The organism is Paenibacillus sp. FSL M7-0134, assembly GCF_038007865.1.
GTDB classification, from domain to species: domain Bacteria; phylum Bacillota; class Bacilli; order Paenibacillales; family Paenibacillaceae; genus Paenibacillus; species Paenibacillus polymyxa_B.
The window spans coordinates 1,334,224-1,349,473 of record NZ_JBBOXV010000001.1; the positions used below are offsets into that span (position 1 = coordinate 1,334,224).

Below are 15,250 nucleotides of genomic sequence, written 5' to 3' on the forward strand. Positions count from 1 at the left end.
TACAAATGACTATTATTTCTGACGTGTACGCTCGCGAAGTCCTCGACTCCCGTGGTAACCCAACGGTTGAAGTTGAAGTATATCTGGAATCCGGTGCTATCGGTAGTGCTATCGTTCCTTCCGGTGCCTCCACAGGCGCTCACGAAGCTGTAGAGCTTCGTGATAACGATAAATCCCGTTACCTGGGTAAAGGCGTTCTGCAAGCTGTTAAAAACGTGAACGAAATTATTGCTCCTGAAGTAATCGGCTTGGATGCTGTGAACCAAGTAGAAATCGACACGCTGATGATCAAATTGGACGGTACACATAACAAAGGTAAATTGGGTGCAAACGCAATTCTGGCTGTATCCATGGCTGTAGCTCGCGCTGCTGCTGAAGCTCTGGGCTTGCCACTGTACACTTACCTGGGCGGATTCAATGCTAAACAATTGCCAGTGCCAATGATGAACATCGTTAACGGTGGCGCTCATGCCGACAATAACGTTGACGTACAAGAGTTCATGGTTCTGCCTGTAGGCGCTCCTACATTCAAAGAAGCTCTGCGTGTAGGCGCAGAAATCTTCCACAACCTGAAATCCGTACTGAACTCCAAAGGTTTGAACACAGCTGTTGGTGATGAAGGTGGTTTTGCTCCTAACTTCAAATCTAACGAAGAAGCTCTGTCCACTATTATCGAAGCGATCGAAAAAGCTGGTTACAAACCAGGTGTTGACGTATTCCTCGGTATGGACGTTGCCTCCACTGAGTTCTTCAAAGATGGAAAATACACTTTGGAAGGCGAAGGCAAATCCTTCACTTCTGCTGAGTTCGTTGACCTGCTTGCTTCTTGGGTTGATAAATACCCAATCATCACTATTGAAGATGGTTGCTCCGAAGATGACTGGGAAGGTTGGAAATTGCTCACTGAAAAATTGGGCAACAAAATCCAATTGGTTGGTGACGACCTGTTCGTAACAAACACAGAGCGTCTGGCTAAAGGTATCGATGAAAACATCGGTAACTCCATCCTGATCAAAGTAAACCAAATCGGTACGCTGACTGAAACTTTCGATGCTATCGAATTGGCTAAACGCGCAGGATACACAGCTGTTATCTCTCACCGTTCCGGTGAATCCGAAGACAGCACAATCGCTGATATCGCTGTTGCAACAAATGCAGGCCAAATTAAAACAGGTGCTCCTTCCCGTACTGACCGTATTGCGAAGTACAACCAATTGCTCCGCATTGAGGATCAACTGGGTGAACTGGCTCAATACCACGGCCTGAAATCTTTCTACAACCTGAAAAAATAATATTGCGCAAAAATGCTGATGGCGCCTCTGACTCATGGTTCATGATCACGAAGTCTGAACGCTCAAAGCTTTTACGCATTAAAAAACAGACCTACTCGCCACCGCGGGCAGGTCTGTTTTTTTGTTATTATGGATGTGTATGAGAATACATAACTTTGCAAAGGCTTAATGGCTGAGTGACTTGTATAACTGTTGTTATCTACTGGAAGCTGTGGTAGAATAAAAATAGTGTTTTGCGTTAATTTCCGGCTATTTATAACATGATATGTACATGTTTTCATAAAAGAGGCTGTGTTGTTTTGCAAAACAGATGTATAAGCTCAGGAGGTGGGATTTTTCATGGAAATCTTTTTGAAAGTGCTGCTCGTTGTGTTCTCGATTGCTGTTATTGCGGTTGTTTTACTGCAAAAGGGGAAAAGCGCAGGTTTGTCCGGTGCCATCTCTGGCGGTGCTGAGCATCTGTTCGGCAAAACAAAAGCTCGCGGTATGGATTTGATTTTACAACGTGCAACTGCTGTTTTGGGTGCGGGTTTTATGATCGTTTCTGTTTTAGTTGCATTTTTTGCAAAATAAGATAAATATGTACCTTAAGCCTTCGTTTCGCGGGAAACGGGGGCTTTTTTTAGATTTTGGACAGGCAGGGATGCCGTCGATTAAATTCGTGTATACTAGGGTATGAGTATATTAAGAGCCTTGTATCAGGAACAAGGACATGCGGATTTATTACTGAAAATTAAAGGTCACCCGAGGTGGACAATATTATGATAACAGAGCAACAACTACTCGATTTTATGCGCGAGACTGCATACAAACCCATGACTTACCAGGAGCTGGAGCAGCACTTTGATATTAAGGATGCGGAGGATTTCCGTGAATTTCTTAAGCTCTTGAATTCCTTGGAGGAAGAGGGGAAAATCCTGCTGACCAGCACAAACCGTTATGGCGTGCCGGAACGGATGGATTTGCAGCGTGGGCGTTTGCAGGCTCATGCCAAGGGATTTGCCTTTCTGATTCCAGAGGACCGGGAGCACCCGGATGTATATATTCATGCGAACGACTTAAAAAGTGCGATGAATGGAGATACGGTACTGGTAAGAGTGTCCTCGAAGGGACCTGCGGGCGGTCGATTAGAAGGTGAAGTTGTACGGATCGTGAAGCGTGCAGTGCTTCAAGTAGTAGGCGTGTTTCAGAGCCACGAAGCATATGGTTTCGTTCTGCCGGATGATAAGCGTATTAACCGGGATATTTTCATTCCAAAAACAAGCTTCAATGGAGCCGTAAACGGTCAAAAGGTCGTTGTGCGTATTGTGAGCTATCCAGAAGGACGAGCAGCGGCGGAAGGCGAAGTGTTGGAAGTTTTGGGTCATAAGGATGATCCGGGCGTCGACATTTTGTCAGTTATTCGCAAGCATCAGCTTCCGGAAGCTTTTCCAGATGAAGTTACAGAGGAAGCGGAGAATGCTCCCGACGCGATTACGGAAGAAGAGATTGTACGTCAGGGACGGCGCGATTTGCGTGATAAGATCATTGTTACCATTGATGGTGAGGATGCTAAAGACCTGGATGATGCTGTAAATGTAGAGCGCTTGCCGAACGGGAACTACCGTCTGGGCGTTCATATTGCCGACGTAGGGTATTATGTGCGTGAGAACTCTAAGCTGGATCAGGAGGCATATAACCGCGGTTGTAGCGTGTATTTGGTTGACCGTGTCATTCCTATGCTTCCACATCGACTTTCGAACGGAATATGTTCTTTGAATCCACAGGTGGATCGACTGACTTTATCCTGTGAGATGGAATTCAATGAGCATATGAAGGTTGTAAAGCATGATATTTTCACCAGTGTGATTAAAACGAAGGAACGGATGACGTACACTAACGTTCGCAAAATCCTCGAAGAGGAAGATGCTGAACTGATGGAACGGTACAAGGATCTCGTTGATGTATTCGGCACGATGAAGGAATTGGCATTGAAGCTGCGTGCTAATCGAATGCGCCGAGGTGCGGTTGATTTTGATTTTGATGAAGCTAAAGTGATTGTGGATAATGAAGGAAAAGCTGTAGATATTGTGAAGAGAGAGCGTACGATAGCTGAACAAATTATTGAAGAGTTTATGTTGGCGGCCAATGAAACGGTAGCCGAACATTTCCATTGGCTCAAAGTACCTTTCTTGTACCGGATTCATGAGGACCCAGATCCGGAGAAGCTGCAAAACTTTATGGCTTTCGCGGCTAATTTTGGGCATCAGATCAAAGGTAGAGGAAATTCCATTCATCCCCGTGCACTGCAAACGTTGCTGGAAGATATTCAGGGTACGAAGGAGCAAACCGTGCTTAGCACGATGATGCTGCGTTCGATGAAGCAGGCAAAGTATGATGCGGAAACGACAGGACATTTTGGGCTAGCAGCAGAGTATTACTCTCATTTTACATCGCCGATTCGTCGTTACCCTGACTTGGTGATTCACCGTGTCATTCGTGAGGTATTGGAGAATGGCGGGGCTTTAACAGCCGAGCGTCAGGAATATTTGACTGCACGTATGCCTGATATTGCGCAGCAATCTTCTGAGCGTGAACGTGTGGCTGTGGATGCAGAACGTGATACAGAGCAGATGAAAAAGGCTGAATACATGCTGGACAAGGTCGGCGAGGAATTCGAGGGGATCATCAGCAGTGTAACCAGCTTTGGGATGTTCATTGAGTTGGACAATACAGTGGAGGGCCTGACGCGTCTGAGTGCGCTTACGGACGACTATTATCACTTTGACGAGCAGCATATGGCGTTGATTGGCGAACGCACCTCCAAGGTGTTCCGCATTGGGGATGAGGTTAAGGTTCGCGTCGCGCGTGTGAACATGGAAGATTACACAATTGACTTTGAACTTGTCGATATGAAGCAACGGCAACGCCGTGAGCGGACGGGCGGTTCAGGACAGGGCGGAGGTTTTGCGCGTGGTGGTGAGGGCCGAGGTAAAGGCAAACCCCATGAAGGGCGCGAACGTAAGGGTGGTAAAGACAAGGCTGGCAGGGAGCGTAAAGGCGGTCGTGATGCTGCCGGGAAGCCTAAAGAAGCCGGTTCAGGCGTAGGTGGCGGAGGTATTAGCACCGCAGGTCGTTCAGGGCGCGGCGGTGGAAACGGAGCTGGAGCCGGCTCAGCTAGCAGCTTCGGCTTTGGCAGTGGCAAGGGCGGGTATAACTCGCCAGCATCCGGGGCAAGCAAGCGACGGAAGAAGACGTCTGCCAGCGGTATTTTCATCGGCGGAGCAGCTACACCAGGTAGTGATGCCAGACCAAACAGTGAAGGCGCAGCACGTCGCAAGCGGAAGAATAAGGGCGGAAGTGGCGGCAATAGCACCGCGGGCTTTGTGCGGAAAAAGAAGAAGTAGGTAGCTAGAGCTTACTTACTTTGAAGGCTGGAGCTTTCATTGCAGTGTATGAAGCTGATTTGAAGCATAGGTATACGTGCGGTTTCTGTCTGCTGTATTGGATGGAAGCCGCTTGGTTTTAAGTGTGATATAAGTGCAGTTAGAAATGTATAAGGCTTGACCTTTCTTGCTTTTACCATCTGAAATTTGTTACAATATATTTCTAGGTGGCTCTTTGTAGCCGGATTTTGATGCCTGGGTTTCAAGAGTGAATTACGTTATTCATAAGGAGTGGTATTCATGGGTAAGAAGGCAGACGGGAAAGTGCTCGCCCAGAACAAAAAAGCTTCCCATGACTATTTTATTGAGGACACTTACGAGGCGGGCATGGTGCTAACGGGAACAGAAATTAAGTCTCTACGGAATGGTCGCTCTAATATAAGTGACGCATTTGCTACGATCCGTAACGGCGAAATTCATATTCACAATATGCATATCAGTCCCTTTGAGCAAGGCAATCGTAATAATCCTACTGATCCGACCCGTACGCGTAAGCTGCTGTTGCATAAAGAGCAGATTCGCAAACTTATCGGATTGTCCAAACAGGAAGGCTACACGATTGTTCCGTTAAAGATTTATGTTCGCAATGGTTATGCCAAGCTTTTGCTCGGACTGGGTAGAGGTAAAAAGCAGTATGATAAACGTGATGCTGCCGCTAAACGTGATGCACAGCGTGATATCCAGCGCGCTTTGCGTGAGAAACAGAAAATTGCGAGATAAGTTGCTGTATTATTGTATGGTACAAATTACGTGGAGAAGTTACTTGTTCCTGTAATGGTGCTATTTTATAAGGCTTAAATGGCTTCATTTCGTTTCGTAATGACCTGTAATATGCTATACTAACGAAGTAGTCAGTTTTAAAGCTTTTAACTTTGTTCGAGTGTTGAATCTTAGAATTCAGCTTTTGATATTATGCATGCTTATGCTCCGGTATTTCCGGATTTATCCGTGGAGCCCTTTTATAATAAGGGGGCGTTTATGGATTCGACGGGGATAGTTCGAGCATGGGTAGCGGGTAGTGGGGACGCGTCCGCTTCATCAACGCTAAAGCCTATTAAACGGCAAACAACAAAACAACTACGCTTTCGCAGCCTAAGAAACTGTGTGCGTGCTTCTACCCAGCATCGTCCATGTGACTGGGATAGGGGCTAACAAATAGTGGAATACGCTGTCTCATCTCCGCCTGGGGTGAGCTGAAGAAGATAATCAGGCTGACCCGAAGGGAATCCGGTGACAGGGAGTTTCTAGGGTGACATCAAAACTGTCACTACACCCGTAGAAGCTTATGTGTCGTTATCTTCGGACAGGGGTTCGACTCCCCTCGCCTCCATTTAAAAAACCCGCTCATTGAGCGGGTTTTTGCTTTAGAAAATGATTTAATGTAGACGGCGTATAGACACTAGCTAATAAATGTTGATAATTTGCTAATAGTTGTAGACAATATGACTATGAATATCCTACTGAATCAATTTATAGTTTGATCCCATGATTTAACGTTAATCAATTATAAGAACAAAGGGGCTTGGTGAGCCTAGAGGGTTTTCATATATTTTTAAGGTATAACCAAGAAGGCTTTCCTTTCTAATAAGATGTTTTGCATTCCCCCATTTCAAATGTGTCATAACATTTCTTTGTTTATAAGAAGAAGTATTTGTTCTAGGATCATGTTTTATCTCCAAATTGAACACGCCATAGTTTTCTCCCAAAATAATTATTTCGAAGTCAGCCCGCGCTATTTGTAAGTGTGTAGAGTTTGCTCTTGGATTTTGATGCCAACTTAAACTATTAAATACTTCGTGGCGAAAATAACTTTGGAAATTGGAGATCTTTGATGATCCACTTCTTAAGGTCATTGATCCTGTAGCATTTGTGTTAACACCACTTGGAATATTTAGATCTCTCTCATTTAAGGGTGTGCTTTCCCATTTTAAAACTAATGAAGGAGCCACATTCGCGATAGGGTCATTTTGAGTATCTGTATCATCTACTTCAGGTAGGACAGTACTTTTTTCGCCCTTTCTTTGAAATTCAATTTTTGGCGTATTGAGTTTTATTCTTGGTATGACTGCTTGTTTTATTTCGGTGTCTTCTACTTCTGAAGTTACATCTTTTTGGTTGGCTTCCAAATCTTCTTGTTTCGAAATATGAGATTTAATGTTTTCGTCAGAAACTCTGCTTTGAGATAACAATAGATTAACTTCGTCTAAATTACTTATCTTAAATACATTTTTGGGATAATTCAACACTAAATTGTCGAAAGAAGAAATGATCTCATTCAAAGAGTCAGTGTTACCAGAATGATCGGCTAGATCAAGATCTACAATGACACTAGCTTCGATATTACCAGCAAGACCTCGTGTAGTTAAATTGGCACTCCCAATAATAGCACGTGCAACTTCATCAGAATCACTAATGGCTAGGTATACTTTGGGATGGAATATAAGGTCAGTCGAACCTGTGTCCACTATATAAGGATGTACTCCCATATTAATCAACTCTGTTAATGCTTGAGCTGATGTGATATCATTTCTTACTCCAACGTAAAAGTCTAATTTTTCAATCAGTGGTAGGAGTTTATCTTTTATAAGGAGAACTCCGCCCCTTCTTAAAAAGGCCGTACTGATTATTACTTTTGTAATATTGTCTAATTCGAGTAAATTTATAAGACTGTCATAATGATTTACGTGTTCTGATAACCCCTGCATGATAAAAGATACTTTAACTATTTTAATCACCTCATTATTATATTCCTATTTTAGTTAATCGAAGCTTAAGAAAGCAAGAAACAATTTATTTCCATTGATAGGAATGTGTGTTTCCTTGTAATTGAAGTGTTTTAAATGAATATATGTTACAATACACAAAGGTGATAATGATGCTATTAAAAGAAAATGCTTCTAATGAGAAATTACGTGGAGGATACTATACTCCAAAATTATTAACTGACTTTATTGCTAGATGGGGTTTTAATGGTAGGTATCCAATATCAGTATTGGAACCGAGTTGTGGTGATGGGAATTTCATTGAGAGTCTTTCTAAAATAGATGGTGATTTTCATTGCATAGGAATTGAAATTAATAATGAAGAGTTAGAAAAGGCTAAAAATAGAATACTGAATCATAATAACTTCAAATTAATTAATACTGATTTTTATATGTTTTATGAAGAAATGGTGAATAAACAGCAATTTGATTTGATTATAGGCAATCCCCCATATATTCGCTATCAGTATCTTACGGAGCAACAAAGAAATGAACAATCTTTGATATTAACATCGAGTGGCATGAAATCAAATAAATTGATTAATGCTTGGGTTTCATTTGTAGTTGCAAGTATCCATTTACTAAGTGAGAATTCAAGGATTGGTTTAGTAATTCCCGCAGAACTGTTACAAGTCGCATATTCGGAAGGCCTTAGAGCATACTTGATGCAAAAATTGCAAAAAATAACTGTTATAACTTTTAAAGAGCTTGTTTTTCCTAATGTTGAACAAGAAGTGGTTGTATTTCTAGGTGAAAAGATTTCGTCATTTGAAGGAGAACACCAAATTAAACTTCTTGAATATAACAATATTAATGATTTAACAGAGAACTTCAATGCTGAAAATATTAATTATATGGATGTAGAGTATAATAATTCAAAATGGACAAGTTACTTTCTAACTGCAAATGAAAATGAACTGATTCAGCAGATTAAAGGTGATTCTAGGTTTGTGCTATTTGATGACGTAGCGGATGTAGATATTGGTATAACTACCGGGAATAACGATTTCTTTTGTGTAAGCTTGGATACGGTAGAGCGATATAACCTATCGGAAGTGACAAGGCCGTTAATTGCTAGAAGCGTTAGCATCAGAGGTACTTATTATGATGAGCTTGAATGGAAATATAATATTGATAGGGGAGCCAAAGCCTTTCTACTAGACTTTCCCTCAGATAACTTCGATGATTACCCGGAGGGCCATAAAAGGTATATACTAGAAGGTGAAGAGAGGAAAGAGCATTTAGGTTATAAATGTTCTATAAGAGAAAGATGGTACCGTGTGCCATCAATATGGATTCCAGAGGCATTTTTATTAAGAAGAAATTATCTTTATCCCAAATTTGTTTTGAATAAGGTAGCTGCTGTTAGTACTGATACTATGCATAGGATTAAATTTAAAAATGGCATTAATCCTAAGTTGGCAGTTTTAGCACACTATAATAGCATCGCTTTGGCTTTCACTGAAATTGAAGGAAGAAGCTATGGTGGAGGTGTGCTTGAGATATTGCCAGGAGAAGCAGAAAAAATTATACTTCCTAACCTATTCAATCTTATGATACCTGACACTATAATTGATGAATTAATTGGATTAATAGAAGAATTTATTCGTAATAATGATGATATTTCTGGGTTGCTCCCTGAGCTGGATCGAAGAATATTAGTTGATTTTTTAAACGTTCCTGAGAAAGTTGTAGTATCATTCAGAGGGATTTGGATTAAGTTGCGTGAGAGAAGAATAAATCGCGGCAAAAAAAAGTCATAGTTCATTGATTTTAATGTGAATTCAACACTCCCCATATAGAGAAAGCAATAAATGAATCACTGTGTAGTATGATTTTGGATTTATTTTTTTGATAGATACGTTGTAATTTTGGTGAGGAATACGCATAGGGTGATTTGCTAAAGAGGCATACTATGAAAGAAGACACATCTCTAAATCAGGAATTAATTGTTGTTAGTATTTAATAATATCATTATTTATATATTATTTTTTCGTACAATATAGTACAGCAAATAGCCGAACTGATCTTGATTCAGTTCGGCTATTTGTTGTAACAATTAAAAAGCAGGAGGCGCAGAGAATGGAAAAGGGAAGTGTTAAGAATTTAAAATCTATAGTCATAAGCGATTCAGAAGAAGTGAAAATTATAAAAGAGCTATTTCGACAATTCCCTACAATGTCCCAACTTATGAATGTTGATGAATGGGAATTAATACATATTAATGGAATTGTCTACGATAAATCGAAATAAAATATTTTCATTCTTCAACTAGCTAACATCCTCACACTGCCGGAATCTGATCCTTATTTTATAAGTATCCCTAAGGACGCTTGTAATCTGCTGGAACCAGAATTTCGATTCTCCACTAAGGAGTAATTCACTTGTCTTTTATTAAATACCAAAAATCAAGTAATTCATAAAGAAGTTATTTCTATTGGCTCTCTAAACCGCACTGTCGTCCATCCTAGAGAGGTATTCGGAGCGACAATAAAGCATATGCAGTGCGTTCCCTTATATGTGCTCATAATCATCCTCGTGGAGTCCCTAAACCCTCTGAAGAAGGTATCATGACTTTAAATTCGAGTTGCTGAAGAGAGCGTTCACAAACTTCACGGAGTAAAATTGGGAATATCACAAAAAAATGGGTTACCTCGAACTACACCGCTCAATACAAACCCTTCAAAACGGATTCCAATGAGTCGAAGGAAACAAACATCCTACAGTGCAAATTTGAGCAGAAACAACCTTTTGCCGTAGGGGTGAGTGATTTGACATACGTACGTATGTAGAATAAGCGGCACTACGTGTGGTTATTTGTTAACCTTTATAACCGAGAGATTATTGGTTACAGCAGTGGCCCTCAAAGGACAGCCAGCTTGGTCCACAAAACTATTGCCAGTATTTCATTGCGCTTGGATACAATTCAAATGTTTCACAGTGACCGTGGAAAAGAATTTGATAATACCCCGATCTCCAGTGTTTTGGGTACGTTTGGAATTAAGCGATCTTAGAGCATGAAGGGGTGCCAACATGACAATGCTGTAGCCGAAGCCATGTTCAAAGTATTTAAACCAGAGTTTGCAAACCATGTGCACTTTCAGAACGCTGAGCAGTTGGAATTGGAACTTAGTGACTACATGAACTGGTTTAACCACATCGTATCCACGGAACGTTAGGTTGCCTTACGTCGGCAGCAGCAAGAAAGATCCCCTTATAATCCTTGTCCAGGTTTCCTGTTGACAATCCAGAATGAATTGTGAAGCTGGTATTCTTGGATGTGCTTTAATAAAGTGGGGGGAGTGGAGAGTATTGCAGTGAGTCGATGTCTTGCTGGGTTTGAATGATGCGCACAACGTAACCTCCTAAAATAAAATAAGACCAATCGTAATGAATGGTCCTTCCGAGTTATAATATCTATTTTCTTTCCTAGCCAAAACGATTTTGAGGTACTTCATAGATTCATTTGTCAATCCACACCATTCAAAATAACACAACGTGTGGGCTTTCTGTAAACAAAATCTTTATTCTATCCGATACATACATAAGAAAGGCTTACTGTTAAAAATAACCTCTTAAACTTACTATTTAAATTATGTTGTAGCTACGAGTAAATGTACACACAAGGTAGCTGAGAAACGGTGCCTAGTGTCGCTGGAAAGGAGATATGAAATCATTTGGACGTATTGCAAAACGGAATCGGATATGAAAGTCTGCGATTATATGCTCCCTTTCAACCTCAGCATATGGAACAATTGCGAATTACCAGGGCCGTTAACGATCATGTATTCCTATATGTGAGCGGCATGCTGTCGGAAGAACAGGGAGCCGCGTGTGTTGGACAGGACATGGAGCAGGAACCAATTGTCATACGTCAGTTGGATGAGCAAGGACAGTCGCTTAGACGTTTATTTCATGGGTTAATTACACGCATGTCTGTGCACTGCATACGGGGAGTATACACTTTTGAACTGGAGGCGGCCTCGCATTCCTATCAAATGGATATCAAAACGAAAAGGCGCTCCTATCAGGATATTCACCGTACTTATGATGATCTAGTCACTACAATGGTTCGGAAGTACATGTATGGAGATGCCATTGATACCGTAACCAACTATGCCCAGTTAGGTGCTTTTGTTTTACAATATGAAGAAACCGATTGGGCTTTTTTAAAGCGTCTTGTCTCTCGCTTTGGTTCGGTACTTGTACCGGAAATCACGGCTGCATCACCTAAGATTTTCTTTGGGATGCCAGAAGGCAAGCAGCACAAGGTGGAGCGAGATGTATTTTATAGGGTACGGAAAACATTTCATGATTTAGATACAGGGAACCCGGGGAAACGTGCTGGCGCGTATGTCACCTATACGATTGAAAATCTGCAATACTATGCACTGGGTGACTTTATCACGTTACCTATCGGACAAGGCAAAGAGCTGGTCATTGTTCGGGCAGTGACAGAGTTAAAGGACGGTTTACTCCAAACTCGTTATGATCTCCAAGCCGAACAGGATATTCAGTATGCTCGGTATGAAAACGATCAAGCTATCGGGATTTCGCTCACGGGAACGGTGCTGAAGGTACAACAGGATTTCGTACAACTTCAACTGGAAATTGATCCGAAGCAGGACCCAGCTAAAGCCTGCTGGTTTCCCGTAGCTACCCGTTATGTCGCGGAAGAACATAGTGGCTGGTACGACATGCCTGAAGTTGGGGAACAAGTGGAGCTGTATCTGCCTACACACCGTGAACAGGAAGCCTATGTGACCGATTCCTTGCGACAGCATCGCCACGCCAATGGACAGCCAGATGTGAAGACATGGAAACACGTACAAGGTAGCGGTATAGAAATGTCTGAGCAGGAGCTGGTCCTGTCCATTTCCGATGGGTTTTTGATTACACTACATGAGGATACGGGCATCACCGTCAACAGTCCGGGGAATGTACAGATTCAGGGCGGTCATGTAAAGCTGGATGCAGGTCAGGAACTATCACTTGAAGCTGGAACCGCACTATACTTAAAAGGTGGAGCCAGCAGTATGGTGCTGGATGGTGAGACAGATACCAAAGCCCCAGTGATTTATCAGGAAGGTACGGTAAAAGCTCCAGTTTTCGTAGCTGACCTCCCTCCTGTACCTGAGCCTCCATTGATGAGTATTAAAGCCTATGAAGCGGCTCAAACTGCAGCAGCCAACGCTTCTTCCAGCAGTGCAACTTCTACTCCTACGGCAAAGGTTACAAGTCCAGCGGCACTTCAACAGGCCAACGCTTTGCTGGGTACAGTATCCAAGCTATTAGGCTCCATTCCAGCAGTCGGGAAAGTAGCCAACGTGATGTTGAATACATCGGGTGGAATAGCAGGTAAGGTAGCAGCAACGGTTTTACAAGCAACCGCAGCGATTCCTGTTCGCAGCAAAGGAACGCCTACCTTGGGAGCGTCTAAAGAAGCGGGTGTACATCCGTTGAAACATTTGGCAGGTTTGGCGCTTCAAGGATTGATTAGTCAGTATGAGCATGAGCAAGCGAAACAAACCTATTATAGCAAGTGGATTTTAGGCAAGGTATATACGAGTGCACGTCATGTGGCCCATTCCGGTGGTCCCCTAGAGCTTGTTCAAAACTTACTGAAAGAATCGAATGCTATGGCTCATGCCTATCAGCAAATTCCCGCCGAGTTGAGACAACGCTGGAGGGCAAACTACGACAGTTACATGGCACAACAAGAAAAGCCAACGCAAGAAGAGAAATCTCAGTCTTGGTGGGAACGAGCATTAGAGAAGCAAGGTGAGGCTGAATTACTGAACGCACAACTACAGTTAGAAGGAACCCGGATTAGCAGTGAAATGGCATGGGATGCTACTCAAGGAGCATACCAAGCTGGTTTAAGAAGTGTATCACATGGTAAACATCAAATTGACTACAACCCAAAACATCCGATTGCAGGTAAAACAGGTGAAGTGATAGGAGATGTTTTCAGCACTGTAGCTGGAGTTGGAGAGATGATGATTGGTACGGGGGGAGAGGTAGGTGGTTTTCTTCTTGATGGATCGGTCGTATTATCTCCGGCTGGTGTGTTGGTGAACGTTGCATCTGCTGGTATGATATATCATGGAGGTGTGATGTCCTATCACGGGGCGTCGAATACAGGAGGAGATTCTGCTGAACTCTGGAAAATGATTAAAGAAAAAAACAAGCAGGGCTCGACCCCTCCTAAGCCCACTGATACCAAGTCGAGTAAGGGCTCGCCAACACCACAGAAACCGAAAAAGAGTGTTCCTGAAAATAAAGGAAACAAGGACGCAGAATCAGGTCCTTATTCCAATCTTGAGGATTCAAAACATGTTGGGCCAGGCAAAAATTTCACACCTGCCCAAAAGAAAAAAATTATAGAGGAAAATAGAAAACAAAACGGAGGCGTGGTGAAATCTGATCAATCTGGTCAAATTGCTACTAAGCCACAAAAAAGCCAAAAAGGTGTTACTCCCGATCAGAATGAATGGCAAATTGATCATATTTACCCCAAAGATAAAGGTGGAAGTAACAGTTATAGTAATGCCCAGGTACTAACACGTAAAGAAAACAGAGATAAATCAAATATTTTGCCTTCAGATTCATCGAAAGCCAATAAAGCGAATCCACCTTCTAAACCTAAAAAAGGGAGACCATAATGAAGCCTATAATGATAACTAAAGGATGGAATAAACACGATCTTTGGAAGGGATGTATACTTTCATCTATTGCGCACGCAATTATGGTGGCCCATTACCCTGAACTGTCCTATGAACATTCTTGGGATGGAATGAACTACAGTGTTATTGACGGAACAGGTGGGAGAGCAACAATTACATTCAGTGAAAAGTATTGTGTTGCAGCATTCCGAAATGACAATGTTACTCGTTCTGATGTTACAACTGCTATTGATTTTTTTAAAGGAGCACCCAATGAAGTCTTGGAGCTAGCGAAAAATGAAACTTTGGAGTATCTGCTGGAAGAAGGGGAAGATGGTGTGCCCATACCCTCTATTACAACAGCTTTTTGGGGGGATCAGGATAACATGATCTCTATAGATAACGTAGTAAGAATCGTTTTAAATGGTGGCTATCTTTTAGAAAGCCAGTTAATGGAATATGATTCAGCGGTTGAATCTTGGAAGGATTATTATGAGATGACGGATGAACAAGTTGATCTTCTTAAATCAATATACACGAGAAAGATTAAAGATTTAAGTAATGACATAATATTAACCAAGAAAGAAATTGAAGCGATTGGAACAAGTGATCCTGAGGGATTGAATGAAAGCGAGACTTCCTTTGGGGAAATTGGAATACGTTGGGGCAATTAACGCTGGGTAGTAGATGTTATTGTCTGCTTTATCTGAGTGATAAGCGACAGTAGAAAGATGAGTGGTCTTCTAATTGTTTCAGGTATAAATAAGCGACGGTACTGACTTTGGCGTAGTTTGACGCTTTCGTCGGTATCGTCGCTTTTTGAGGTTCAAAGGGAATGATTATTTGCCTTTAAAGAGAAAAAGGATATCTTGTATTGTATTCTGCATGAACATAATTTGTTGCTGTTCCGACATTAGTAATAGGTTTTCCAGCGAAAGTAACACGGATCGGCTAACTCATTAACCGAATTCCAAAAAAATGGAAATATCTCACCATGAAAAATAGGACTGTCTGAAAGTACTCCACCCTCTTTTATAATGTTTTTAATTCCAGTATCCTTGTCTATCGTCATACATAGATTTTACCTTTTGAAAGTATGTAAATTA

11 protein-coding genes and 1 other RNA gene are annotated in these 15,250 nt (G+C 41.9%); 11 read left to right on the forward strand and 1 reads right to left on the reverse strand.

All coding sequences use genetic code 11. The annotated features are described in order from the left end of the window. Positions 1–5: 5 nt before the first annotated feature. The 5 genes from eno (at position 6) to ssrA (ending at position 6,050) form a co-directional block, all read left to right on the forward strand. Positions 6–1,292 carry a phosphopyruvate hydratase gene (gene eno / locus NSQ58_RS05880; protein WP_013308266.1) on the forward strand — a complete coding sequence of 429 codons (1,287 nt, stop codon included), beginning with the start codon at positions 6–8 and terminating at the stop codon, positions 1,290–1,292. Positions 1,293–1,631: 339 nt separating this feature from the next. Next, positions 1,632–1,865, forward strand: coding sequence for a preprotein translocase subunit SecG (gene secG, locus NSQ58_RS05885; RefSeq protein ID WP_013308268.1), 234 nt, complete (start codon positions 1,632–1,634; stop codon positions 1,863–1,865). A 188-nt stretch (positions 1,866–2,053) separates the two neighbouring features. After that, positions 2,054–4,678 carry a ribonuclease R gene (gene rnr, locus NSQ58_RS05890; protein ID WP_341057015.1) on the forward strand — a complete coding sequence of 875 codons (2,625 nt, stop codon included), beginning with the start codon at positions 2,054–2,056 and terminating at the stop codon, positions 4,676–4,678. 279 nt (positions 4,679–4,957) lie between these two features. Next, complete coding sequence (smpB, locus tag NSQ58_RS05895) at positions 4,958–5,437, forward strand: SsrA-binding protein SmpB (protein ID WP_013308270.1); 480 nt, start codon at positions 4,958–4,960, stop codon at positions 5,435–5,437. Between the two features lie 248 nt (positions 5,438–5,685). Beyond that, positions 5,686–6,050: a transfer-messenger RNA gene (ssrA, locus tag NSQ58_RS05900) on the forward strand. Between the two features lie 163 nt (positions 6,051–6,213). Here the strand turns inward: ssrA and NSQ58_RS05905 are convergent. Further along, on the reverse strand, positions 6,214–7,452 hold the full coding sequence (locus NSQ58_RS05905; protein WP_338533067.1) for a phospholipase D family protein: 1,239 nt from the start codon (positions 7,450–7,452) through the stop codon (positions 6,214–6,216). Between the two features lie 137 nt (positions 7,453–7,589). On the opposite strand from NSQ58_RS05905, the gene NSQ58_RS05910 reads away from it, so the two are divergent. The 6 genes from NSQ58_RS05910 (at position 7,590) to NSQ58_RS05935 (ending at position 14,818) form a co-directional block, all read left to right on the forward strand. After that, positions 7,590–9,242, forward strand: coding sequence for a class I SAM-dependent methyltransferase (locus NSQ58_RS05910; protein WP_338533068.1), 1,653 nt, complete (start codon positions 7,590–7,592; stop codon positions 9,240–9,242). Positions 9,243–9,561: 319 nt separating this feature from the next. Further along, entirely contained in the window at positions 9,562–9,732 is a 171-nt protein-coding gene (locus NSQ58_RS05915) for a hypothetical protein (RefSeq protein ID WP_338533069.1), read from the forward strand. Between the two features lie 251 nt (positions 9,733–9,983). Continuing rightward, positions 9,984–10,073 (forward strand): JAB domain-containing protein, encoded by a 90-nt coding sequence (locus tag NSQ58_RS05920; RefSeq protein WP_338533070.1) that lies wholly within the window; start codon positions 9,984–9,986, stop codon positions 10,071–10,073. A gap of 423 nt (positions 10,074–10,496) precedes the next feature. Then, on the forward strand, positions 10,497–10,658 hold the full coding sequence (locus NSQ58_RS05925) for an IS3 family transposase (protein ID WP_338533071.1): 162 nt from the start codon (positions 10,497–10,499) through the stop codon (positions 10,656–10,658). Positions 10,659–11,156: 498 nt separating this feature from the next. Continuing rightward, complete coding sequence (locus tag NSQ58_RS05930) at positions 11,157–14,144, forward strand: contractile injection system protein, VgrG/Pvc8 family (protein ID WP_338533072.1); 2,988 nt, start codon at positions 11,157–11,159, stop codon at positions 14,142–14,144. After that, positions 14,144–14,818, forward strand: a complete 675-nt coding sequence (locus NSQ58_RS05935) for a hypothetical protein (RefSeq protein ID WP_338533073.1) — start codon at positions 14,144–14,146, stop codon at positions 14,816–14,818. Before NSQ58_RS05930 ends, NSQ58_RS05935 begins: the two co-directional genes overlap by 1 nt. Positions 14,819–15,250 lie beyond the last annotated feature (432 nt).

What these genes read in the sequence shown, in the direction of transcription:
- smpB (WP_013308270.1), top strand. Translation starts at nt 4,958, where the DNA reads ATGGGTAAGAAGGCAGACGGGAAAGTGCTCGCCCAGAACAAAAAAGCT.
- eno (WP_013308266.1), top strand. Translation starts at nt 6, where the DNA reads ATGACTATTATTTCTGACGTGTACGCTCGCGAAGTCCTCGACTCCCGT.
- NSQ58_RS05935 (WP_338533073.1), top strand. Translation starts at nt 14,144, where the DNA reads ATGAAGCCTATAATGATAACTAAAGGATGGAATAAACACGATCTTTGG.
- rnr (WP_341057015.1), top strand. Translation starts at nt 2,054, where the DNA reads ATGATAACAGAGCAACAACTACTCGATTTTATGCGCGAGACTGCATAC.
- NSQ58_RS05915 (WP_338533069.1), top strand. Translation starts at nt 9,562, where the DNA reads ATGGAAAAGGGAAGTGTTAAGAATTTAAAATCTATAGTCATAAGCGAT.
- NSQ58_RS05925 (WP_338533071.1), top strand. Translation starts at nt 10,497, where the DNA reads ATGAAGGGGTGCCAACATGACAATGCTGTAGCCGAAGCCATGTTCAAA.
- NSQ58_RS05910 (WP_338533068.1), top strand. Translation starts at nt 7,590, where the DNA reads ATGATGCTATTAAAAGAAAATGCTTCTAATGAGAAATTACGTGGAGGA.
- secG (WP_013308268.1), top strand. Translation starts at nt 1,632, where the DNA reads ATGGAAATCTTTTTGAAAGTGCTGCTCGTTGTGTTCTCGATTGCTGTT.